This window comes from Streptomyces sp. NPDC004134 (assembly GCF_042874195.1).
Lineage (GTDB): Bacteria > Actinomycetota > Actinomycetes > Streptomycetales > Streptomycetaceae > Streptomyces.
This window is the reverse complement of the sequence record NZ_JBIAMS010000001.1, coordinates 109,254-131,461: the sequence shown is the minus strand read 5'-3', so window position 1 is coordinate 131,461 and position 22,208 is coordinate 109,254. Positions and strand designations below refer to the sequence as shown.

Here is a 22,208-nt window from a genome sequence, read left to right as displayed (position 1 = left end):
CGAACGGTCGTACGCCCTACGAGACAGCTTTGTCCCTGATCCGCCAACGCCGTCGTCAGGAGTGGACCGTGCTGCAGTCCCACCAGCAGTCCCTGCAGGAAGCCCGGGTGCCGATCCAGCGCTCCGGACGGCGGGAAGAGGGGGATCCCTGGCACACGGAGGCGGTGTGCCGGCGGGACGAGGCCGCGCTGTTCTTTGCTCCGTCGAAGGAGCCGACCGCCGACCGGCTGTCGCGCGAGGCCGCCGCGAAGCGGGTCTGCGCGCGCTGTCCCGTGATGGTCGAGTGCCGGGAGCACGCGCTGCTGCTGCCCGAGCCGTACGGCGTGTGGGGCGGCCTCACGGCGGCGGAGCGGCGGGTCGTGCAGGCGCGGCGCAGGCGGCGGGAGACGGCCGAGAAGCTGACCGCACCGCGAGGGATAGCCCAGGCGGGCTGAGGCGGCCCCGGGGTCTGGACAAACGGTTCTGCCGGGGGTGCCGGCCGTACGCGCCCGCCGCCCGCCCGCCCGCGCTCGCGGCTGCGTCCGTTACTGGGCCCGGTCGAAGTCGACCGAGCTGTACGCGCGCAGCTTCGACAGCCGGTGCTCCGACTCGATCTGCCGGATGGTGCCGCTCTTCGACCGCATCACCAGCGACTGCGTGAACGCCCGGTCCGCGCGGTAGCGCACGCCGCGCAGCAGCTCCCCGTCCGTGATCCCGGTGGCCACGAAGAACACGTTCTCGCCCCTGACCAGGTCGTCGATCAGCAGCGTACGGTCCAGGTCGTGCCCGGCGTCGAGGGCCCGCTGCCGCTCCGCGTCGTCCCGCGGCCACAGCCGGCCCTGGAACGTACCGCCGAGGCACTTCATCGCGCAGGCCGCGATGACGGCCTCCGGGGTGCCGCCGACGCCCAGCAGGAGGTCGACTCCGGTGCCGTCGCGGGCGGTCATGATGGCGCCGGCGACGTCGCCGTCGGAGATGAACTTGATCCGGGCCCCGGCCTCGCGGACCTCCTGCACCAGCCCGTCGTGGCGCGGCCGGTCCAGCACGCAGACGGTGACGTCCCCGGTGTTGCCGCCCTTGGCCTTGGCGACGCGGCGGATGTTGACGGCGACGGGGGCGTTGATGTCGACGTACTCGGCGGCCTCGGGTCCGGTGGCGAGCTTGTCCATGTAGAAGACCGCGGACGGGTCGAACATGCAGCCCCGCTCGGCCACGGCCAGCACGGAGACGGCGTTGCCCATGCCCTTGGCGGTGAGCGTGGTGCCGTCGACCGGGTCGACGGCCACGTCGCACTCGGGTCCTGTGCCGTCGCCGACGCGCTCGCCGTTGAAGAGCATCGGGGCATGGTCCTTCTCACCCTCGCCGATCACGACGACGCCGTTCATCGAGACGGTGCTGACGAGGGTGCGCATGGCGCGTACGGCCGCACCGTCGGCGCCGTTCTTGTCGCCGCGGCCGACCCAGCGGCCGGAGGCCATCGCGCCGGCCTCGGTGACCCGGACGAGCTCCAGGGCGAGGTTGCGGTCGGGGGCCTCGGGGGCCACCTCCAGTTGCTCGGGGAGGTGGTGGGGCGTCTCATGGGACTGCGACATCCGTGAGGACCTTTCGGCTCGGTCGACGGCCGGAGGGGCACGAGGGGGTGCTCTGAGCCTATCCGTTTATCGCCATTATGAGCACACCGCCCCTCGGATGAGCGCTTCGGCTCCGCCCTGTCCGCCGCCCGCCCGCACCCCGGGGAAGGGACCGCTCCGCAGATGAGGGACGATGGAGGGGTGGCAGACAGGAACAGCATGCGGACGGTGCGCAATCTGGTGGGCGCGCTGACGGTCACCTGCGGGGTGTCGTTGGTCGTCTACTGGGGCGTCCTCCCGCGCGAGGGCGACGGCAACGAGATGGAGGCCGTCTCCTACAGCCAGGAGCTGGGCCAGGCCCGCCGCGCCGCACCGTTCCCGGTCGTCGCGCCGGTGGGGCTGCCGGACGACTGGCGGGCCAACTCCGTGACGTACCGCGGGACCGGCGACCACGGCACGACGTGGCACATCGGCTTCGTCACGCCCGACGACGAGTACGTGGCGGTGGAGCAGGGGAGCGAGAACGCCGACCGCTTCATCCGCAAGGTCACCCACGACGCGCGGCCGACGGGCGAGAGCCGGCAGGTGGCGGGCGCGGAGTGGGCCCACTACCAGGGCAGGACGTACGACGCGCTGGTGCACAAGGGCGACGATGTGACGACCGTGGTCACGGGCACGGGGAGCGTGAATCAGATGGAGCGGATGGCGGCGGCACTGCAGGAGAAGTGAGCGGGCTCCGGGCCTGCGGAGAGCCCTGGCGCGGTCCGCACGACGTGCGTACGAAGGGGCCGCGCGGGATCGGTGGAAACCCGGCCCGGGCCGGGTCCGGATCGAAGCCGCCGGCGCGGCACCTCAGCCCGCACGGTCGGCGGCGGCCGGCTCCTCCGCGTCCCCCTCTTCCTCTCCCTCCGCGCTCTCGCCCTCCGACTCCGCCAGCGCCGCGTCGAGCCGCTCGCGGGCGCCGTCCAGCCACTGCCGGCAGATCCGCGCCAGCTCCTCCCCGCGCTCCCACAGCGCCAGGGACTCCTCCAGGGTCGAACCGCCGGACTCCAGCCGGCGCACGACCTCCATCAGCTCGTCCCGCGCCTGCTCGTAGCCGAGAGTCCCCCGGTCCTTCGTCTCTGCCATGGCCCCCACCTTAGGACCCGCCTACGACAGCGGGCCGACCGTGACACCGAACTCCCCGTCGGCGACCCGGGCGCGCAACTCCTCGCCCTCGCTCACCTCGTCCGCCGCGCGCACCGCCGCGCCGTCCTGCCGCTGGAGCACCGCGTAACCGCGCTTCAGCGTGGAGGCGGGGGAGAGGGCGACGACCCGGGCGCGGGTGTGCTCCAGCTCGGAGTCGGCGCGGTCCAGCAGATGCGCCAGCGTGCGCCGGCCGCGCGCGAGCACCGCGTCCACGACCTCCGCGCGCTCGTCCACGATCGCGTACGGCTCGGCCATCGCGGGCCGGCTCAGCCACGCCGCGAGCCCGCGCTCCTCGCGGTCCAGCACCCCCGTCAGCACGCGCAGCGCGCGCAGCCGGAGCTGCTCTATCCGCGCGCGCTCCTCGCCGACGTCCGGCACGGCGTCCTTGGCGGCGTGCGTGGGCGTACGCGACCGGAGATCCGCCACGTGGTCCAGCAGGGGGTTGTCCGGCTCGTGGCCGATGGCGGAGACCACCGGCGTACGGCACGCCGCCACGGCCCGTACGAGCTGCTCGTCCGAGAACGGCAGCAGGTCCTCCACGCTGCCGCCGCCCCGCGCGACGATGATGACGTCCACCTCCGGCAGGCCGTCCAACTCCTGCAGCGCCTTGACGATCTGCGGCACCGCGTGCACCCCCTGCACCGCCACCGGCCGCACCTCGAAGCGCACCGCCGGCCACCGGTGCCGCGCCGTCTCCAGCACGTCCCGCTCCGCCGCCGACGCCCGGCCCGTCACCAGCCCGATGCGGCGCGGCAGGAACGGCAGCGGCTTCTTGCGCTCCGGCGCGAACAGCCCCTCGGCGGCCAGCGCCTTCTTCAACCGCTCCAGCCGCACGAGCAGTTCGCCGACGCCCACCGGGCGGATCTCGGCGGCGCGCAGCGAGAGCTGGCCGCTCGGCGCGTACCAGACCGGCTTGGCGAAGACGACGACCCGCGCGCCTTCCTGTATGACATCCGCCACTTTGTCGAACACGTCGCGGAAGCACGTCACCGTCAGGGAGACCTCCTGCGCCGGGTCGCGCAGCGTCATGAAGACCACGCCCGCGCCCGGCCGCCGCGACAACTGGGTGATCTGCCCCTCCACCCACAGCGCTCCGAGCCGGTCGATCCAGCCGCCGATCTTCCGCGAGACGACCCCGACGGGCATGGGTGTCTCGGCCGTGTTCACCGCCATGGGCCCGAGCCTAACGGCGGGGTACGACACCCGGGCGGCACCGGCGGACGGGGTCGCAGGTGGCGCACCCTCGAATCGGGGAGGTGGTGTTCCGTACGATGGCCGCATGACTGCTTCGAGCACGCCGCAGCCCGCCCGCCGCGTCCTTCTCGCCGCTCCCCGGGGCTACTGTGCCGGTGTAGACCGGGCGGTGATCGCCGTGGAGCAGGCCCTTGAGCAGTACGGCGCACCGGTGTACGTACGGCACGAGATCGTGCACAACAAATACGTCGTCAAGACGCTGGAGCGCAAGGGTGCGATCTTCGTCGAGGAGACGGCCGAGGTGCCGCCCGGCAACATCGTGATCTTCTCCGCGCACGGCGTCGCCCCCACCGTCCACGACGAGGCGAAGGAGGGCCGGCTCGCCACGATCGACGCGACCTGCCCGCTGGTCACCAAGGTGCACAAGGAGGCCGTCCGGTTCGCCAAGGACGACTTCGACATCCTGCTCATCGGCCACGAGGGCCACGAGGAGGTCGTCGGCACGTCGGGCGAGGCGCCGGAGCACATCCAGCTCGTCGACGGTCCCGAGGGCGCCGACCAGATCGAGGTGCGCGACCCCGACAAGGTCGTCTGGCTGTCGCAGACCACGCTGTCGGTGGACGAGACGATGGAGACGGTCGACCGGCTCAAGGGCCGCTTCCCGAACCTGCTGGACCCGCCGAGCGACGACATCTGCTACGCCACCCAGAACCGCCAGGTCGCGGTGAAGCAGGTGGGTGCGGAGTCGGACCTCGTGATCGTCGTCGGCTCGCAGAACTCCTCGAACTCGCTGCGGCTCGTCGAGGTCGCCGTCGACGCGGGCGCCGACGCCTCGTATCTGGTCGACGGGGCCGAGGAGATCGACGAGGCGTGGCTCGACGGCGTGACGACGGTGGGTGTGACGTCGGGGGCGTCGGTGCCGGAGGTCCTGGTCGACGGCGTGCTGGAGTGGCTCGCGGAGCGGGGCTACGTCGACGTGGACCTCGTACAGCCGGTGGACGAGCGGATCACCTTCTCCCTGCCGAAGGAGCTCCGCCGCGACCTGCGCGCCGAGGCGGCTGCGCTGGGCGGCGGCGCGGCGGACTGACCGCCGCGGGCTGTTCCGGGGCCCGCCGCCGCGGCTTCGCCCGCCGGCGCGCCCCGGAGGACGGCCGGCCCTGCGACTCCCCGCCGGGGCTGCGGCGTACGGCGAGCATGGCGAAGTGCCGCAGCAGCGCGACGGCGGCGGCGAGCAGCGTGCCGCCGTAGAGCCACGGTGCCTCCAGGGCGAGGGTCGTACCGGCGGCCATCATGTGCGCGGAGATCCCGCCCGAGCCTTCGCCGACGGCGAGCGTCCCGGCGGCGAAGGCGATCGGCATGGCGATCGGCGCGGCGATGACGTCCGAGGGCCGGATCCACAGCGCGCAGCACACGGACAGCACCAGGTACACCACCCCGAAGAACACCGGCGCGGTCCCCATCACGACCTGCACGAACGCCCCCGTGCCCAGCATCACCGCCGCCGCCAGCAGCCCCCCGCCGGCCGCCGTCAGCCGCGGGCCCGCGGGCCGCAGCAGCGTCCGCACCACGGGCGGCACGGGCCGCCGCGCGGCGGTCCGGTACACCACGGCGCTCTCCTCCGGACCGGGAGCACCGGGAGCCCCGGGAGCACCGGCGGGGTCGGGCTCGCGGGCCGGTCGCGGGACGTGAGCCTGCCGTCGCTCTCCGTCAGGATCCGTATTCGTACGGTGATGCTGCATCGCTCCACGTTAGGCCCCGCAGCAGGTGAAACCCGGGGAGGGGCACAGAATGCGCTCATTCGGAGTGCCGGAGTCCCACAGGACGCACACACGGGGCGGGCGCGATCACCCGTAGAATCGCACCGGGCCCTGCCGCGCCCCCGTCCCCGTACCTCGTAGGAAGTCGTTCACGTGTCGCTCACGATCGGAATCGTCGGCCTGCCGAACGTCGGCAAGTCGACCCTCTTCAACGCCCTGACCAAGAACGAGGTGCTGGCGGCCAACTACCCGTTCGCCACCATCGAGCCCAACGTCGGCGTCGTCGGCGTCCCCGACCCCCGCCTCGCCACCCTGGCGGGCATCTTCGACTCCCAGCGCGTCCTCCCGGCGACGGTCGACTTCGTCGACATCGCCGGCATCGTGCGCGGCGCGAGCGAGGGCGAGGGCCTGGGCAACAAGTTCCTGGCCAACATCCGCGAGTCCGACGCGATCTGCCAGGTCATCCGCGCCTTCCGGGACGAGAACGTGGTCCACGTCGACGGCAAGGTCTCGCCGAAGAACGACATCGAGACCATCAACACCGAGCTGATCCTCGCCGACCTCCAGACCATCGAGAAGGTCCTCCCGCGGCTCCAGAAGGAATCCCGCATCAAGAAGGACCTGGCCCCCAAGCTCGCCGCCATCGAGGAGGCCAAGGCCATCTTCGACACGGGCCAGACCCTCTTCGCCGCGGGCATCGCCCAGGGCACGGAGCGCGCCGAACTCCTCCACGACCTGCACCTGCTGACGGCGAAGCCGTTCCTCTACGTCTTCAACGTCGACGAGGACGAACTGGCCGACGACTCCTTCAAGGACGAACAGCGCGCCCTGGTCGCCCCGGCAGAGGCCATCTTCCTCAACGCCAAACTCGAATCCGAGCTCGCCGAACTCGACGAGGCCGACGCCCTGGAACTCCTCCAGTCCGTAGGCCAGGAAGAACCGGGCCTGGTCACCCTGGCCCGCGTCGGCTTCGCCACCCTGGGCCTCCAGACCTACCTGACCGCAGGCCCGAAGGAGGCCCGCGCCTGGACCATCAAGAAGGGCGCCACGGCCCCGGAGGCGGCGGGCGTGATCCACACGGACTTCCAGAAGGGCTTCATCAAGGCGGAGGTCATCTCCTTCGACGACCTGGTCACCACAGGCTCGGTCCCGGAAGCCCGCGCGGCAGGCAAGGCCCGCATGGAAGGCAAGGACTACGTGATGCGCGACGGCGACGTCGTGGAGTTCCGCTTCAATGTATGAATGATTCCGTCCCTGGCCCCGCGCGATGAATTCGCAGGTCAGGGGGTGCTTTGTGGGTTGTGCGGATGGTGTGTCGTCGCGGTCCCGCGGAATGTTTGAGTAGCTGGGTGATAGCCGCGGGTTTCACGTGTTCGCAGGTCGGAGGCGTGGGAGGGCTGCCGGAAGCGGTACGTGACGGTGCGGTCACCGTCACAGTGGCTGGAATGTGGCTGGACGAACTGACGTGCCGTCATGTGCATCGTGTTGAATGCGCGTACGGGAGGGCGGCCGTGGGTCTTGCGTTGCGTTGCCTGGTGCGCCGGTCAGTCGGCGAATCCAGGGGGAGGGACCCACGGGCATCGCCGGCCGGTCATCGACTGGGCACTGGCCTATAACGCCGACGTACGGCTCGATCTCCTGCCCGCCAACAGCCGGCACTCCTCCGCAGCAGCGGCCACTTCGCCGCGTTGAGCGCGAAGCCGGCATCGCGGACTCGGGGTAGCAGCACCCGGGGCGTGGGTCGCGTACACCACTCGACGGGACGCAATCCCAGGCCGGATCTGGTGGCGCAGGGAGAGGATGTCGATGACCTGTCTCGATTGCTCATCGGTAGCAGGCGCAGCATGGCGAACGTGTTTGCTGCACCAAGGTAGGTCAGTCCGCCGATGCCGCGTGCGACGGGGCGGCGCCGCTCATTCGACTTGCCATAGGCAAGCTTGCGAGGGAAGGCTTCGACACGCTCCGCCTGGACCGCGCGCCAGGGTGCGGCATTGGCCTCGGCGGGAATGTGCGGGGCGGACGGTTCGCCACACCCCCACAGCCGCCGCCTACAGCGCCGCCGACACCCGCGCCGCGAGATCCAGGACGTGCCGGTCGCTGCCCTGCGGCCCGACGAGGCACAGGCCTACTGGAGCGGTGCGGCTGCGGACGGGGACGCTGACGGCACAGCGGCCTGACAGGCCCGCCAGGCAGGTGAGTTGGAAGGTCTGTGCCCGGGTCTGTTCGATCGCCGGGCCACCGATGGCGGCGTCCTTGCGGGTGGGCGCCACCGAGGACGCGGACGGTAGGAGCAGGATCCGGTCCCCGAGCAGGTCGTCGACGCGGGTCCGTGCCTCGCGCAGCACGCGTTCGGCGGCGGCCAGGTCGGCGGGGGTGTAGCGCGAGGCCGTCTCGAAGCGGGAGCGGACGTCGGGGTTGAGGGAGTCCCAGTGCCGGGAGACCCACGGGCCCCAGTGCTGCCATGCCTCCACGCCCTGTTTGGTCTGGAAGGCGCGCACCCATCCCGGCAGCACCCCGGCGTCGAACCGTACGGTGCCCAGGTGCGGCAGATCTGCCGCGCCCCGCCACCCGGCGAGCGCCCGCCGCACCGAGGCGGAGACCTCCGTGTCGGCCACGTCGACGATCTCCTGGGAGAACACCGCGGCCGACGGTGCGGGCCCTGTGGCGCGTGGCAGAGCACCCGGCCCGCGGCGCGCAGGGTGTAGGCGTCGCGGGCGATCCAGCCGACCGTGTCGAAGGACGGGGCGAGCGGCAGCAGCCCCGTGGTGTCGATCGCACCGTGGCTGGGGCGGATGCCGTACAGGCCCTGGTAGGAGGAGGGGATCCGGATCGAGCCGCCGGTGTCGGTGCCGAGTCCGATGTCGGCCTGACCGAGGGCGACCGCGCTGGCAGGTCCCGAGGTCGAGCCGCCCGAAATCCGGTCGGGGGCCGCGGGGTTGGGCGGCGTACCGTAGTGGCCGTTCGTGCCGGCGAGGCTGTACGCGAACTCGTCGGTGCGGGCGAGGCCGACGATGTCGGCACCCGCAGCGAGCAGCGCGGCGACCGCCGCGGCGGTGGTCGCCTGCGGGCGGCTCTCGGCGAGCCACACGGGGTTGCCCGCGCCCACCCGGTGTCCCTGGACGGCGAACAGGTCCTTCACTGCCACATTGAGCCCGGACAGCGGGCCGTGCCCCGTGGCGGGCACGAGCGGCGTGCCGAATTCCCGCCACACCGTGGGGTCGGGGAGGGAGCTCGCGGAGGCCGGGCGCCCGCCCAGAGGGAGCACCGCACCGGCGCCCGCCGCGGCCGCGAGGCCGAGGAACCTTCTTCGATTCGCTGTCTTCATGCTGCCTGCGTTCCTTTGGATCTCGTCAGTGCGCGTGCTGTTGGCCGGAGTTGAGGGGTCAGTGGTGCTAGCGGCCGAAGTCGCTCTTCCTGATCACCGCGTGCACCCCCGTGGTCCGGTCCACCACTTGTGACACCTCGAAGTCGGCCGCCGCCGACAGATACGCGTACGCGACCGGGCGGCGCATTCCGAGGTCTGCCTGGAGGAAGTCGAGGGCGTTGACGACGGCGCGGCGCATCGCCGTGTCCAGATCGGAGCCCTGGCCCCCGGCTCCGGCGGAGCCGTCCGGGTCGGAGAGGCCGATGGGTAGCCACGCCTCGTCGGTCTCGCCGAACGGGTAGTGGTACGCGACGGTGGGGGCGTCGCCGGAGCCGGGCTTGCAGACGGTGAGGCGGAAGGTCGTGCGCAGCGATCCTTCGAGCGCGGTGAGCGCCACCTCGCCGTTGCCCATCGCGAAGTGCGGGTCGCCGGTGTGGAAGAGGGCGCCGTCCGCGTGTACGGGGAGGTAGAACGCGGAGCCGGACCCGAGGTGGCGGATGTCGATGTTGCCGCCGCCGAGGGTGGGCGGGATCGAGTTGAGCAGCGGGTCAGTGAGCGAGGCGGCATCGGTGAACGCGGTGCCCATCAGCCCCATGTGCGGGTTGAGCGGGAAAGTGACCTCGCCGGGACCGTCGATCGGGAGGACACCGTGGCCATCTCGGCCACCGGCCGCGCCGCCGCCGCGGATCGGTGCGAACACCGAAACGTTTCCATACTGTTCGGGGTCCTCGGCGGACGGACGGCCGTCCGTGTCGACGGGCGGCATGACCTCGTCGCGGGTGATGCCGGCGGGGGCGCCGCCGTCCCGGGTGCGGGCCAGGGCGCCCTTGCCGTGCCGGCTCGACACCACGCCGTAGGGCACGCGCGGCAGCAGCGACAGTGTCTCCACCTTCAGTACATCGCCGGGCTCTGCACCCTCGACATGCACCGGGCCCAGGACGACGTGCGGGCCGTCGGTGTCGAAGGAGCGGGGTGTGCGGGAATAGTCGCGGGCGAGGTCGACCGCGTCCCGCAGCACTTGGTCCCTGCCGACGCCGTGCTCACCGAACCAGGCGACGGGGTCGCGGCCCTGGTCCTCCAGCAGACCCTCGTGCGAGAGGGCGTCCACGGTGACCGTCTCGCCAGACCGTATGCGCAGCACGGGGGCGGCGTCGCGGGCGGGCACGTAGCCCCACCGGACGGTGTCCGGTGTGGCGCGCAGATAGTGCTGACCGTCGATGGGGCCCTTGCCGGGCTGCAGGATGCGCTGCGGGCGGGAGACGGCGGCGGGCCCGGCGGGCGCTGCGGCGGCGGAGTGCGTACCCGCGGCCACCATCCCACCGGCCGCACCGAGCCCCGCCGCGATGCGCAGCAGACCCCGCCGTCCGAGGCGCGACACCAACGCCTCGTACGCCACGGGAAGTTCGGCGGATATGGCGGCGGCTGCGGTCGTGGCGGGGAGATCGGTCGGCACGCGCGGCTCGTATGACATCAAGGCCCCTCGTCGTAGCGCGGTATACACATGCCACGATGTGGTGACGTGTGGTGTGTGCGGTGACGTGCCATGTCTATGCAGCGCCTGTTACCGGGAAGAGATGCCGCCGGTTTCCTGCGCGTAACGCGCCGAGGGGCACATGCGGTTGGTCGTGTCGCCCGGCGGCGGGGTGGGCGGCGCGAAGCCTTGCAGGCAGGGGCGCCGGCGACCGGCAGGTGGTGCGCCTCGGGGAACGTGCGTGCGGCGGACCTGGGCCGTCGGCGGCGCGCGCTCCACCACGTACTCGCGGGTCGGCCAATGCACTTCGAACCATACGGCGGCCTGCTCGTCGAGCCGGTGCTCGGCTCGAATGCGATTCGATCAACTTGGAAGTGAGCGAATCCGGAATTCGCGTCGGGTGGCGCGCTGGGAGTCCTGGCGAAAGTGGTCTACGAGAGAGTACGAGAGAGGCGTGATCGCTCGGTACGCCTCATCGTTGGAAGTGCGGGACGAGTGGGGAGTCAATCAGGAGATTGAGGTCTTGAAGACCTGCTCTGCGCCGTTCGAGCCAAACGACGAGGAGCGGGAGGAGCTTCGCAACGAGATCGATGCGAGGCGTAACTCCTCCAGCTCCGACGGCCCCTCACGAGGCGCCTGACGGCAACGCCGACGGCAACGTCGACGGACGCCTAGTGCTGCGGGCGGCGGCTCCTCGGAGTCGTCGCCCGCAGCCAGTGCGTTGCCCAGGGTGTCGCTGGCTTGGCGTTGTAGGCGGAGGCGGAGGCGGGCATAGGGCGCCGGCGGTGACGCCAATGTGGGTGTCGCCGAGAAGTTCCTTGATGACGACGAGGTCGATGCCCTGTTCGAGGAGCAGGGTGGCGAGTGGAGTGCCGGAGGTCGTGGAAGCGGACCATGCCGCGGGCAGTGCGGGGCGCAGTCGGGGAGGTGTCCAGGTCCAGGAGACGACGGCGTCCGCGGGGAGGGTTTGTACGCGCGCGACGAGCAGGGACAGGTAGTCGGTGCGGGGTTCGGTGACCAGTTCGTCGAGAAGCCGGTCGCAGATGCCCTCCACGTCGCGGTGGTTGCGCGCGAGTGCCCGGCGCAGCTCTTCCAGGCAGACAGTGTGACGACGTCTGGTCGGGGGCTCTACGGCGTGCGCCGGGAACTGCCCAGGATCGCGGAGGCGTGGTCCGGCACGTACGTCTGAAGGTGCTTCGGTGGGCGTTCGTACCCGCTCGGCGGCGGACGGGGCGGCAGGCGGAGCTCCGGCTGCCGGATCTCTCGGTAAGGGACCGTGGACAGCAGGTGAGCGATCATGTTGATGCGGGAAGCCCGCTTGTCGTCGCTCTCCACGACGAACCACGGCGCCTCGGGAAGATCGGTGTGCACGAACATCTCGTCCTTGGCCCGGGAGTACGCCTCCCAGCGAGTGATGGACTCCAGATCCATCGCCGAGAGCTTCCAGCGCCGTGCCGGATCGCTCAGCCGCTGCCGGAACCGCCGCTCCTGCTCGGCGTCGCTCACCGAGAACCAGTACTTGCGCAGCAAGATCCCGTCCTCGATGAGCATCCGCTCGAAGACGGGGCACTGGTGCAGGAAACGCTCGTACTCCTCCTGAGTGCAGAACCCCATGACGTGCTCGACGCCGGCGCGGTTGTACCAACTGCGGTCGAACAGCACGATCTCACCCGCGGCGGGGAGCTTCGCGACGTAACGCTGGAAGTACCACTGTGTTCGCTCGCGTTCTGTCGGCACGGGCAGGGCGGCGATGCGCGCGACACGGGGGTTGAGAAGCGCGGTGACCCGCTTGATCGCGCCTCCTTTACCAGCCGCGTCGCGGCCCTCGAAGATCACCACGAGCCGCTCCCGTTCGGCACGGACCCACTCCTGGAGCATCACCAACTCGGTCTGCAGACGGAGCATCTCCTTCTCGTAGAGCGACCTGGGCAGGCGGCTGGGTCCGCCCTTGCCCTGTGACTGCCCACCGTTCGTCCGCTTCGTGCCAGGCACCGTCCTCGCCTCCCTCGCCCACCGGCTGACATGACCAGGATGGGTTCTTATCGGTGAACGCATGCCCTCCGGGCTGAGCCAGTCGTGGGGAACGACCTCGACGGTATACTGCAGGGTGTCTGTCCTCATCGGCTCAGCGGCAATGCTCTTCGAGTTGCGCACATCTCTTCAATTTGACGAAGACAATGCTGTGCTCACATGGCAGCCATGGTGCCATTAGTGTAATCGGGAGGAACCTCGTCGGCATCTTTCACATCGAGGACACAGAACTTCGCCGAACCTCCTCCAGCCGCGAGCCCTTAGCCCAGGGAAAGCAGTCGAGGGATCCGCCAAGCTGGACATCAGTGTTCGACGGACCGGCCGTTTCCGGTGGCTGGAAACCGGCTGAATCCCGCTCGGCGTTCGGGTGTTTCCGCAGGCCAAGGCTGTGCAGTCGGTGTTCCGCTTCAACGTGTGAATAGGTGACGAGAGCCGGCAGAGCCGAAGGGTGCCGCGATGGGGTCGCGCTGAACGCGCGACGTGGGTGAGCGGCTGCTGCTGACCGGCCCCGTCGGCCATGTCCGGCAGATCCTCACGATCCGTCCGTTGCCGGGACGGTGGTGCTTCGCACCCGTGCGCCAGCGCGGGAGGCGGATCACGGCCGGTCAGCGCAGCGTGTGCAGCCGCCGGGCGAACTCCACGGCGCGGGCCGCGCGGGTCCGCGGGGTGGCGAACGAGGTGAGGTCCGCGTACGGGTGGAAGCGGCGTACGGTGACCGACGCGGGCGCGGCGAACGCGCGCAGACCTTCGGCGCCGTGGATGCGCCCGTACCCGGACAGGCCGCTGCCGCCGAAGGGCAGCGCGGGGACGGCCGCGTAGCCGAGCACCGAGCCGACCGAGACCGCGCCAGCGCGCAGCCCGGCGGCCACCCTCAGGCCCTCGCGGCGGGTGCGGGTGAAGACGGCGGCGCCGAGGGCGTACGGGGAGTCGTTGGTGCGCAGGACGGCCTCGTCCAGGTCGGCCACGGCGTTGACCGCGACGACCGGCCCGAAGGTCTCCTCGCGCATGGCGGGTGAGTCCTCCGGCACGTCGACGAGCACGACGGGGCGGACGTAGGGCGGCTGGGCGGACCCGGGGCCGCCCAGGAGCGCACGGGCGCCCGCGTTCACCGCCTCCTTGACGTGGTACTCGACGGTGCCGACCTGCGAGGGAAGCGTCGTGGCGCCGTAGTCCGCGGCTTTTTCGCCGCCGGACGCGCCGGGTTCGAGCCGGCGGGCGCGGCGGATGATGAGCTGTACGAGCCGCTCGTGCACGTCCGCGGCCGCGTACACCCGCTCCACGCCGGCACAGGTCTGCCCGGCGTTGGACATCGCACCCCACACGATCGCCTCCGCGGCCCGCTCCAGCGCGGCCTGGCCGAGACCGGGTCCCACGATCGCCGCGTCCTTGCCGCCGCCCTCGACGAGGACCGGCGTGAGGGTCTCGGCGCACACGGCGGCGACCTTGCGGGCGGTGTCGGGCGAGCCGGTGAAGGCGACCTTGTCCACGCCGGCACGGGTCAGCGACTCACCGGTCCGCGCCAGGCCGGTGACGGTGCGGAGCAGGCCCGCGTGGGCGGGGACGGCGGCGTCGAAGACGCGGGACAGACGGACGGCGACGCCGGGGGCGAGTTCGGAAGGTTTGACGACGACGCCGTTCCCCGCGGCGAGGGCGTAGCCGATGGAGCCCATGGGGGTGTAGAGGGGGTAGTTCCAGGGGCCGATGACGCCGATCACGCCCAGCGGACGATGCCCGACGAGCGCCCGCTCGTGTACGGCGAGGGCGCCCGAGGGCACGCGGCGGCGGCGCAGGACCCGGTGGGCGTTGCGCGCTGCCCAGTCGAGGTGGTGGAGGGTGAGGATCACCTCGGTCCGGGCGTCGCGTACCGGCTTGCCCGTCTCCGTGGCGATGACGCCGGCCAGCGCGTCGGTCTCGCGGGCGAGGGCGTGCTTGAAGGCGAGCAGCGCGGCACGGCGCCCGCGTGGCCCGGCCCGCCACCAGCCCGCGGCTGCTTCACGGGCACCGGCGACGGCGGTGCGTACCTCGGCTTCCGTGGCCACGGGGTACTCGGCGACCTGTTCGCCGCTCGACGGCGACAGGCAGGCGAAGGAGCTGGTCATCGGGGGTTCCTCCGGGTGCTGGGACAGGTCGGCCGGGCGCGGGTCACACCGGTTCGGACTCTTCCTCGGGTACGTCCCGGCTCTCGGCAGCCGCGTCCGGCGCCGCGGTCCCGGAGCCGCCGCCACGCCGGGCCGTCCATACCGCTGCCACGGTGAGCAGGGCTCCGGCCAGGATCAGTGCGAGCGGAATCACGTTCCCGGCCAGCGACAGCAACCGGGCCGCGTCCGAGGCGTCCTGGACGCGCTCCTCCACCGACTCCGGGGTCGACTCAAGCTCGTAGCTCAGTACGTCGAACAGCGGCATCGGCCCCTCCGGGCCGTCGATGTTCGCGGTGACCTGCTGGGCCTTGACGGTGTGGAGCGGCACGCCGGTTTCGGTGTCGACGGTGAACGTGGTGTCGACCTCGGCGGTGTAGGTCAGCGCCACCGGGTCGGCGAGCTCGGGGAGCACCGCGGTCACCTCCTCCCGGCCGGCGGCGGGCAGGCCGGCGGCGAGTGCCTGCACCGCGGCCTTCGACAGCGCCTCGGGCAGCGCTTTCACCGTCGCCGGGTCGGCGACGGTGCCGGAGTGCTGGAACTCGTAGACGTACGTCTCGCGGCCCTCGGTGGACGTCGTCTCGCGGTACTTCGCGGGCGAGGTGTCCTGGGTCGTGGCGTCCCAGAACGGATAGTCGGTCTTCTCCGGCTCCAGCGGGAAGCCCACGGAGAGGCCCTCGTGCTTCTCCGCGTGGCTGCCGGCGGGGGGCTGTTCCGCGTTCAGGTCCTTGCGGTCGATGGCGTACACGTGGTGGGTGTCGCGGATCTTCTCCCCGTCCGGGTCGCGCATGACGAGGTCTTCGGACGCCACTGCCGTCCCGCCGTCGGTGCCGGTGACCTGGACCCGCTGGGAGGCCGTGACGGGGAGGTCCTGGATGAAGAGGTTCTCGGAGTCGCCGCCTTCGAGGGCGGCCGAGTCGAGCAGGGAGGCGGTGCCGGCGTAGCGCGCGGTGGCGTCGAGGTCGGACGGGACCTGCGCGAGCACCGGGACGACGGCGAACCGCAGGACGGCCGCGGCGGCGATGAGGATCACCGCACCCGCGCCGAGGGCGATGGTGCTCTTTCTTCTTCGCATGGGTGCGCTCCTCTGTGCGGACGAGGGCGGGGCCGGTGGACAGCGGATGAGGCGGAGCCGTCGGTGGATTTCGGCACGCAGGTGCCTCACATGCTCTTGGCGCCCGTTTCGATGGCTGCGCGGATGCGGGAGTAGGTGCCGCAGCGGCAGATGTTGCGGATGCCGTCGAGGTCGTCGTCGGTGATCTCGCGGCCCTCCGCGGCGACCTGGCGCACCAGGGCTACGGCGGCCATGATCTGGCCGGGCTGGCAGTAGCCGCACTGGACGACGTCGTGGTCGAGCCACGCCTGCTGCATGGGGTGCAGATCTGTGTCGACGGTGTCGGCGAGGCCCTCGATGGTGGTGACCTCGTCGGCCGGCCCCAGGTCGCCCACCGGGATGGCGCAGGGGTTGGCCGCTTTGCCGTTGAGGTGGCTGGTGCACGCCTTGCAGACGTTGATGCCGCAGCCGTACTTCGGCCCGGTGATGCCGAGGACGTCGCGCAGCACCCACAGCAGGCGCTCGTCGTCAGCCGCGTCGACGGTGACTTGTTCGCCGTTGAGGTGGAAGGTGTGTTCGGGCACGGAGAGGCTCCCGGCAGGGTCAGCGGACGTGGTCCAGGCCGTCGGTGGGCGAGGCGGGGATGGGCGGCACGGTCGGCTTGGGTTCGAAGGAGAGGGTGCCGTGGTTGATGGGGAAGACGGTGGGCATGGTGCCGGTGGCCCGGCCGTACGCGCAGGCGACCGCGGCCATCGACGCGGCGACCCCCAGCTCTCCCGCGCCCCCGGGCTCGTCGGAGGTGTCGGGCATGACGACGACCTTCAGCTCGGGCGGGGTGTTCCACTGCCGGGTGTAGAAGTAGTCGTCCCAACTGGCTTCGAGGAAGTGGCCGTCGCGCAGGTGCAGGCTCGACGTCAGGGCCAGCGCGATGCCGTCCATGAGGCAGCCCATCATCTGGGCTTCGAGACCGCGCGGGTTGACCGCGAGGCCGGCGTCCACGGCGAGTACGGCCTTGGTCACGCGCGGGCCGGTGACGCCGTCACGGATGGGGCGGTTCACGGTCTCGGGCCGGCAGTCGATCTCCACGAGTACGGCGTTGACCGCGTGGTACTCAGTGTGGAGGGCGATGCCCTGCGCGGTGCCCTCGGGCATCCGCCGGCCCCAGTCGCCGGCCTCGGCGACCTTTTCCAGTGCGGCCCGTGCGCGGTCGTCGCGGAGGAACTTGCGGCGGAAGCCGTACGGGTCCTCGCCCGTCTTCGCGGCGAGCTGGTCGACGATCAGCTCGCGGGCGCAGACGACGTCGGGCGAGTAGACGTTGCGCATGCTGCCGGTGTTGAAGCCCTTGTCGGTCTCGTTGAGCAGCCGGCTGTAGGCGCCGAACCGGTACGGCATCGACTGGGAGAGCTGGAAGAAGATCTGCGAGAAGGTCATGTCGCCGACCGGCAGGCTCGCGGCCATGGCGGTGAACAGCTCGCCGAGGCCGTGGCCGAGGTCGGTGGCGACGGAGGTGTGCCGCTGCTCGTAGCCGAGCACGGTGTCGCCGAGGTAGGCGGCGCGCACCCGGGAGGTGGCCATGGGGTGCGTACGGCCCTGGCGGGCGTCGTCGGCCCGGTGCCACATGAGCTTCACGGGCTTGCCGATCTGCTGGGAGATCTCGGCGGCCTCCTGCGCGGCGTCGAAGAAGAGCTTGCGCCCGAAGGAGCCGCCGCCCTCGGTGACGTGCACGGTGACTCTGCTCGGCGGGAGCCCCAGCCGGGCGGCGATGACCTGCTTGGCGACGATCGGCGACTTCAGGCCCGACCAGATCTCCGCGCTGTCGACCCGTACGTCGGCGATGGCGCAGTTGGGTTCGAGCGCGCTGTTGCTGCGGAAGTAGAAGGTGAAGGTGGCGTCCACCGACGGAGTCACCGGGGGAAGCCCCATCGGCAGCTCGGCCCTGCGCAGCTCCTCGCGTACGGTGTCGTCCGACTTCCCCTCCGCCGTGCCGGGTTCCCACTCCACTCGGAGGGCTCGGACCGCGTCGATGCACTGGCCGAAGGTCTGCGCGCGTACCGCCACCCCGGTGGAGACCACCGCGATGTCGGTGACGCCGTTCATGGCGCTGACCTCGTCCAGGTTGGCCACCGCGCCGGGCTTGCCGTTGATGGTCGGCGGACGGCACACCATGGTCGGCTTGGCGTCCGGGACGTCGAGGTCCAACGCGAACTTCTTGCGTCCGGTCACGGCGTCCAGGGCGTCGACACGGCTGTGCGGCCGGCCGATCACGGTGAACTGCCCGGCGTCCTTCAGCTCGACGGGCACCTGCAGCGGCTCGGCGGTGGCGGCCTTCTCGGCGAGGGCACCGATGCCGATGCTCCCGCCCGCGGAGCCGGTGACGACTCCGGCCTTCAGGGTGAGGTCGCCGGCCGCCGAGCCGAGCTCGGCCGCCGCCGCCGCAAGCAGCCGGGCGCGGGCGACGGCGGCGGCGACCCGAATCGGGATGTACGTCGAGATGGTGGTGTTGGACGCGCCGGTGAGCTGGTTGAAGACCAACTCCGGCCGGGCGTCGGCCAGCGTGACCCGTACCCGGCCGACCGGCACGTCCAGCTCCTCCGCGATCAGCATGGCCGTCGAGGTGGTGATTCCCTGCCCGACCTCGGCCCGCGGCAGCGCGAACGACACGGTGCCGTCCGGGTGGACCTCGACCTTGATCAGGCCGGCGGTCGGCAGGGCCGCAGCGGTCATCACGTCGTTGAGGTCGACCAGCTCGGTGATCTCCCCGGACGGGACCTCGGCTGCCCCTGCCGCTTGCGCCGGGACGAGTTCGGCGGCCGTCACCAGGGTCGGGGCGGCCAGCACGTAGCCGAGGAATCGGCGCCGCCCGGGGGCGGGTCGTCCGGACGCGAGCGGCGGCGGGTCGGGATTCGTCATCAGTGTCCTCTACGGCTCCGGTTCAGGACGGGCGGTTCGCGTCGGGCAGCTCGATGTGGATCCCCCTGCCCTCGGACAGGAAGAGCAGCACGACCTTGCGGATGACCTCCTCGACCGTCCAGGCCGCCTCGGGGACCAGCGGCAACGGGATCAGGCCCTCCCGGAAGGCCACCAGCAGCGGCCAGACGGCCTCGATGGTCGGCTGCCAGAAGGGCTCCCGGGACAGCCCGATCCAGTCGCCGATCTGGGTCCCCAGGGTGTACCGGGAGAAGGCCGAGATCAGCGGGCGGGTCAGGCCGGCGTCCAGCTCCGCGACGATGTCCAGGAGGATCTCGCAGAGCTTGACGCCTTCCTCCGTGGGGCCGAGGACCGGGTCGAGGAGCTGCTTGGACTGGGCGTTGGCCGCGGCCCAGGTGGCGGGGATGTACTCGTCCCGCACGCCGAGCATGCTCGCGGTCACCTGCCACACGTGCAGATACGCCTCGGAATCGGCGGAGCTGATCCGGACCTTCCACTCGATCATCTTGCGCATGACAAACGTGGCCAGGCTGTGCCAGGTGACCAGCACGTCCGCCTGGCTGATCGGGATGGTCTGGCCGTCGCTGGTGTCGGTCCAGCCCGGGGACCGCGGCAGCAGGTTCCGCACGGCCGCGTGCACCATGCGGGTCTTCACCGCGGTCACGATCATTCCGCCCCGGGGCTGGAAGGCGTCCAGGTCCCCGACGTCGTAGCCGAGCTTGGCGGTCTTGGCGATGCGGTCCTTCATGTCGGCGCCGCCCTTGGAGTAGTACACGGCGCGCGACTCCCGGGGGATGGCGGTGCTCATCAGGCCGCTGCCGAGCCCGTACAGGGCACCGACGTAGATCCCCTTGGTCTTGTTGAACTCGGCGGCGGTGTCGAGCTTGCCCGCATCCGCCCAGGCCGGCAGCCGGCGTGCGTTCTCCATGAACTCCCGCAGGTCCTGCGGCAGTCCGTCGGGAAGCGGCTGGTCGTTGCGGGTCCACGTGCGCAGCAGCTCGTTGACGCGGGGAACCTCGCCCCGGGCGAGGACGGCGCCGAGCACCTCGTCGGCCTCGTCGTCCCACACCCAGTCCGGGTCACTGCCCGCCCCCGAGCCGGCCACCGAACCCCCCGGCGCCCAGGTCCACGCGGGCTTCGCGTGGGCGGGCCCTGCCGCGCCGAGTACCCCGAGTGCTCCCAGCGCTCCGCCGGCAAGCAGCATCTTGCGCCTGCTGAGTTCGTCCATGCTCGCAGTTCCTCCTCGGATCTTACGGATGGGATCGTGCGCTCAGGTGGGACGGTTGGCGTCCGGGATCTCGATGTGGATCGCCTCACCCTTGGTGAGGTAGAACAGGATGTACTGGCGGACCACCTCGTCGATCGTCCAGGCGATCTCCGGCACCAGGGGCAGGTCGATCACGCCCTCGCGGAACTTCACCAGCAGCGGCCAGACGGTTTCGATCGTGCTCTGCCAGAACGGCTCGCGGCGGATGCCGTCCCAGTCGGCGACCTGGTCGCCCACGAGATACCGTGCGAACGCGTTGACCAGCGGCCGGGTGATGTGGGTGCCCAGGCTGGTCTGCTCGGCGAGCTGGCCCAGCAGGATGTCGGTCAGCTCGACGCCTTCCCGCGTGGGCCCGAGGACGGGGTCGAGGAGCTGGTCGGACTGGGCGTTGGCCGCGGCCCAGGTGGCGGGGATGTACTCGTCCCGGACGCCGAGCATGTGCACCGATACCTGCCACACGTGCAGGTACGCCTCGGACTCGGCCGGGCTCATCGGGACTTCCCACTCGATCATCTTGCGCATCGTGTAGGTGGCCAGGCTGTGCCAGGTGACGAGCATGTCTCCCAGGCTGATCGGGATCTTCTGGCCGCCACTGGTGTCGGTCCAACCCTCCGACTTCGGCAGCAGGTTCCGTACGGCCGCGTGCACCATGCGGGTCTTCACCGACTCCACGATGCAGATGCCCTCCGGGCGGTACGCGTCCAGAGCGCCTACGGAGAAGCCCAGCTTGCTGGTCTTGGCGACCCGGTCCTCCATGTCGGCGCCGCCCTTGGAGTAGTACACGGCGCGTGCCTCGCGGGGGATGGCGGTGCTGAGCATGCCGCCGCCGAGACCGTTGAGGATGTTGTGGTAGATGCTCCTCCTCTTGCTGAACTGGGCGGCGGTCTCCAGCTTCTCCCGGTCTGCCCACGAGGGCAGTTTGCGTGCCTTCTCCATGAAGGCCCGTACGTCCGCGGGCAGTGTGTCCGGCACCGGCTGATCGTTGCGGCTCCAGGTCCGCAGCGCCTCGTTGACCCTGGGCACGTCGCCCCGCCTGAGTACCTCGGCGAGGAGGTAGTCGGCTTCGTCGTCCCACGCCTCGTGCGGGTCCGTGCCCGTCCCGTGGCCCGCCACCGAGCCGCCGGCCGCCCATGCCCAGGCGGACCTCGCGTGCGCCGGCATCGCCGTGCCGAGCACACCGAGTGCTCCGAGCGCTCCGCCGGCGAGCAGCATCTTGCGCCTGCTGAGTTCGTCCATGGGCCTCGTACTCCTCCTTGAGGCACCGGAAGCCTGGCCGGTAGCCCGATGTTCGGATACGGTGATACGAATCATGTAGCTTCGTATCATCGAGGGAAGCGTAAGCCGGGTCGGAGCACAAGCCTCTGGAACCAACTTCTTCGCCACCGCCGATAATGAGCGGAGAACCGGGCTCCCCGGCCCCGGGCTCCGACCGCACCTTGATCCGAGAAAGGCGACCGTGGAACCTGCATTTGCCTTCCTGGCCGCGCCCCAGGAGTCCGATTCGGTGCTGGAGCGCGCGTTCGCCGAGGCCGCCGAACAGGCCGACGAGAGCGACGAGACGACCACGCGCGTGCTCGACGCCGCGTTCGAGCAGTTGTGCCGCATGGGGATACGGCGGTCCACGATGGAAGACGTAGCCCGCAGGGCAGGCGTCTCCCGGATCACCGTCTACCGGCGTTTCGCCTCCAAGGAGACGCTGGTCCAGCACGTCGTGCAGCGCGAGTTCCGGCGGTACTTCGACCAGTTCATCATCGACGTCCAGGACGCCGAGACCGTCGCCGACCGCGTGGTGCTGGGCTTCGCGAGCTCGCTGCGGGCGATCCGCAGCAACCCCCTCATCGGCGGACTGATGGAGGCGGAGCCGGACGCGGTCGTGCCGTCCATGACCGGCGACGGGGGACGTACTCTCGCCGTGGTGCAGCAGTTCGTGGCGGGCAGGCTGCGCCGGGAGCAACGGGCGGGCAACGTCGCCGGCGACGTGGACGTCGGCGTGGTGGCCGAGATGATGGTCCGGGTGTCGGCGTCCTTCCTGGTCATCCCCAGTCACGTCATCGACCTCGACGACGAGGAGCAGGTGCGTGCGGTGGCCCGGCAGTTCCTCGTCCCGATGCTGAACGCCTCCGGCGGGGCCCGGCGCTGACTCGTGCCACCCCCGGCCGGGCTGCGGCCCGGCAGACGGTCACCGGTGAGGACGGCTGCCGGGCAGCAGGCGGGTGGCAGGTCGACTGCCGCGGGGCTTCGGGCCATCAGCACCGCGGCGAGCAGCCGG

At 71.1% G+C, this 22,208-nt stretch carries 18 protein-coding genes and 1 pseudogene; 5 read left to right on the top strand and 14 right to left on the bottom strand.

Annotated features, from left to right (window positions below; translation table 11 throughout):
• Positions 1 to 68: 68 nt before the first annotated feature.
• On the top strand, positions 69 to 434 hold the full coding sequence (locus ACFYVJ_RS00540) for a WhiB family transcriptional regulator (RefSeq protein WP_018834542.1): 366 nt from the start codon (positions 69 to 71) through the stop codon (positions 432 to 434).
• A 90-nt stretch (positions 435 to 524) separates the two neighbouring features.
• On the opposite strand, the gene glpX is transcribed toward ACFYVJ_RS00540, so the two are convergent.
• A complete protein-coding gene (glpX, locus tag ACFYVJ_RS00535) occupies positions 525 to 1,571 on the bottom strand; it encodes a class II fructose-bisphosphatase (RefSeq protein WP_101421849.1) in 1,047 nt (348 codons plus the stop codon).
• Positions 1,572 to 1,751: 180 nt separating this feature from the next.
• Between glpX and ACFYVJ_RS00530 the strand changes: the two genes are divergently transcribed.
• A complete protein-coding gene (locus ACFYVJ_RS00530; RefSeq protein ID WP_388884974.1) occupies positions 1,752 to 2,279 on the top strand; it encodes a DUF4245 domain-containing protein in 528 nt (175 codons plus the stop codon).
• Between the two features lie 123 nt (positions 2,280 to 2,402).
• Here the strand turns inward: ACFYVJ_RS00530 and ACFYVJ_RS00525 are convergent, their stop codons facing one another.
• Both ACFYVJ_RS00525 and xseA read right to left on the bottom strand, forming a co-directional pair.
• Positions 2,403 to 2,678: an exodeoxyribonuclease VII small subunit gene (locus tag ACFYVJ_RS00525; RefSeq protein ID WP_388884972.1), complete on the bottom strand. Its 276-nt coding sequence runs from the start codon at positions 2,676 to 2,678 to the stop codon at positions 2,403 to 2,405.
• 21 nt (positions 2,679 to 2,699) lie between these two features.
• Positions 2,700 to 3,911, bottom strand: a complete 1,212-nt coding sequence (xseA, locus tag ACFYVJ_RS00520; protein WP_388884970.1) for an exodeoxyribonuclease VII large subunit — start codon at positions 3,909 to 3,911, stop codon at positions 2,700 to 2,702.
• A 106-nt stretch (positions 3,912 to 4,017) separates the two neighbouring features.
• On the opposite strand from xseA, the gene ACFYVJ_RS00515 reads away from it, so the two are divergent.
• The gene (locus tag ACFYVJ_RS00515; RefSeq protein ID WP_388884968.1) at positions 4,018 to 5,019 is read left to right on the top strand and encodes a 4-hydroxy-3-methylbut-2-enyl diphosphate reductase; all 1,002 of its coding nucleotides are present in this window, start codon (positions 4,018 to 4,020) and stop codon (positions 5,017 to 5,019) included.
• On the opposite strand, the gene ACFYVJ_RS00510 is transcribed toward ACFYVJ_RS00515, so the two are convergent.
• Complete coding sequence (locus ACFYVJ_RS00510; RefSeq protein ID WP_388884966.1) at positions 4,940 to 5,539, bottom strand: DUF6542 domain-containing protein; 600 nt, start codon at positions 5,537 to 5,539, stop codon at positions 4,940 to 4,942. The two genes, ACFYVJ_RS00515 and ACFYVJ_RS00510, sit on opposite strands and share 80 nt — an antisense overlap.
• Before the next feature lie 303 nt (positions 5,540 to 5,842).
• On the opposite strand from ACFYVJ_RS00510, the gene ychF reads away from it, so the two are divergent.
• Positions 5,843 to 6,931, top strand: a complete 1,089-nt coding sequence (ychF, locus tag ACFYVJ_RS00505; protein ID WP_388884964.1) for a redox-regulated ATPase YchF — start codon at positions 5,843 to 5,845, stop codon at positions 6,929 to 6,931.
• 806 nt (positions 6,932 to 7,737) lie between these two features.
• On the opposite strand, the gene ACFYVJ_RS00500 is transcribed toward ychF, so the two are convergent.
• The 10 genes and pseudogenes from ACFYVJ_RS00500 to ACFYVJ_RS00455 form a co-directional block, all read right to left on the bottom strand.
• Entirely contained in the window at positions 7,738 to 8,328 is a 591-nt protein-coding gene (locus ACFYVJ_RS00500) for a hypothetical protein (protein ID WP_388886167.1), read from the bottom strand.
• A gap of 32 nt (positions 8,329 to 8,360) precedes the next feature.
• Positions 8,361 to 9,014, bottom strand: a pseudogene (locus ACFYVJ_RS00495) (amidase family protein); the annotation flags it as partial.
• A 67-nt stretch (positions 9,015 to 9,081) separates the two neighbouring features.
• Entirely contained in the window at positions 9,082 to 10,506 is a 1,425-nt protein-coding gene (locus tag ACFYVJ_RS00490; protein WP_388884962.1) for an acetamidase/formamidase family protein, read from the bottom strand.
• Positions 10,507 to 11,652: 1,146 nt separating this feature from the next.
• Positions 11,653 to 12,516 (bottom strand): polyphosphate kinase 2, encoded by an 864-nt coding sequence (ppk2, locus tag ACFYVJ_RS00485; RefSeq protein WP_388884960.1) that lies wholly within the window; start codon positions 12,514 to 12,516, stop codon positions 11,653 to 11,655.
• A gap of 644 nt (positions 12,517 to 13,160) precedes the next feature.
• Positions 13,161 to 14,654, bottom strand: a complete 1,494-nt coding sequence (locus ACFYVJ_RS00480; protein ID WP_388884958.1) for an aldehyde dehydrogenase family protein — start codon at positions 14,652 to 14,654, stop codon at positions 13,161 to 13,163.
• Between the two features lie 43 nt (positions 14,655 to 14,697).
• Positions 14,698 to 15,765 carry a porin PorA family protein gene (locus tag ACFYVJ_RS00475; RefSeq protein WP_388884956.1) on the bottom strand — a complete coding sequence of 356 codons (1,068 nt, stop codon included), beginning with the start codon at positions 15,763 to 15,765 and terminating at the stop codon, positions 14,698 to 14,700.
• An 86-nt stretch (positions 15,766 to 15,851) separates the two neighbouring features.
• Positions 15,852 to 16,328 (bottom strand): (2Fe-2S)-binding protein, encoded by a 477-nt coding sequence (locus tag ACFYVJ_RS00470; RefSeq protein WP_388884954.1) that lies wholly within the window; start codon positions 16,326 to 16,328, stop codon positions 15,852 to 15,854.
• A gap of 19 nt (positions 16,329 to 16,347) precedes the next feature.
• Positions 16,348 to 18,654: a molybdopterin cofactor-binding domain-containing protein gene (locus ACFYVJ_RS00465; RefSeq protein WP_388884952.1), complete on the bottom strand. Its 2,307-nt coding sequence runs from the start codon at positions 18,652 to 18,654 to the stop codon at positions 16,348 to 16,350.
• A gap of 22 nt (positions 18,655 to 18,676) precedes the next feature.
• Positions 18,677 to 19,900 (bottom strand): oxygenase MpaB family protein, encoded by a 1,224-nt coding sequence (locus ACFYVJ_RS00460; protein WP_388884950.1) that lies wholly within the window; start codon positions 19,898 to 19,900, stop codon positions 18,677 to 18,679.
• Between the two features lie 42 nt (positions 19,901 to 19,942).
• Positions 19,943 to 21,175, bottom strand: a complete 1,233-nt coding sequence (locus ACFYVJ_RS00455) for an oxygenase MpaB family protein (RefSeq protein ID WP_388884948.1) — start codon at positions 21,173 to 21,175, stop codon at positions 19,943 to 19,945.
• A 220-nt stretch (positions 21,176 to 21,395) separates the two neighbouring features.
• On the opposite strand from ACFYVJ_RS00455, the gene ACFYVJ_RS00450 reads away from it, so the two are divergent.
• The gene (locus tag ACFYVJ_RS00450; RefSeq protein ID WP_388884946.1) at positions 21,396 to 22,079 is read left to right on the top strand and encodes a TetR/AcrR family transcriptional regulator; all 684 of its coding nucleotides are present in this window, start codon (positions 21,396 to 21,398) and stop codon (positions 22,077 to 22,079) included.
• Positions 22,080 to 22,208: the final 129 nt, after the last annotated feature.

Coding starts and splice junctions, on each gene's coding strand:
- xseA (WP_388884970.1), bottom strand. CDS start 3,911: ATGGCGGTGAACACGGCCGAGACACCCATGCCCGTCGGGGTCGTCTCG.
- ACFYVJ_RS00480 (WP_388884958.1), bottom strand. CDS start 14,654: ATGACCAGCTCCTTCGCCTGCCTGTCGCCGTCGAGCGGCGAACAGGTC.
- ACFYVJ_RS00515 (WP_388884968.1), top strand. CDS start 4,018: ATGACTGCTTCGAGCACGCCGCAGCCCGCCCGCCGCGTCCTTCTCGCC.
- ACFYVJ_RS00475 (WP_388884956.1), bottom strand. CDS start 15,765: ATGCGAAGAAGAAAGAGCACCATCGCCCTCGGCGCGGGTGCGGTGATC.
- ACFYVJ_RS00455 (WP_388884948.1), bottom strand. CDS start 21,175: ATGGACGAACTCAGCAGGCGCAAGATGCTGCTCGCCGGCGGAGCGCTC.
- ACFYVJ_RS00465 (WP_388884952.1), bottom strand. CDS start 18,654: ATGACGAATCCCGACCCGCCGCCGCTCGCGTCCGGACGACCCGCCCCC.
- ACFYVJ_RS00525 (WP_388884972.1), bottom strand. CDS start 2,678: ATGGCAGAGACGAAGGACCGGGGGACTCTCGGCTACGAGCAGGCGCGG.
- ACFYVJ_RS00460 (WP_388884950.1), bottom strand. CDS start 19,900: ATGGACGAACTCAGCAGGCGCAAGATGCTGCTTGCCGGCGGAGCGCTG.
- glpX (WP_101421849.1), bottom strand. CDS start 1,571: ATGTCGCAGTCCCATGAGACGCCCCACCACCTCCCCGAGCAACTGGAG.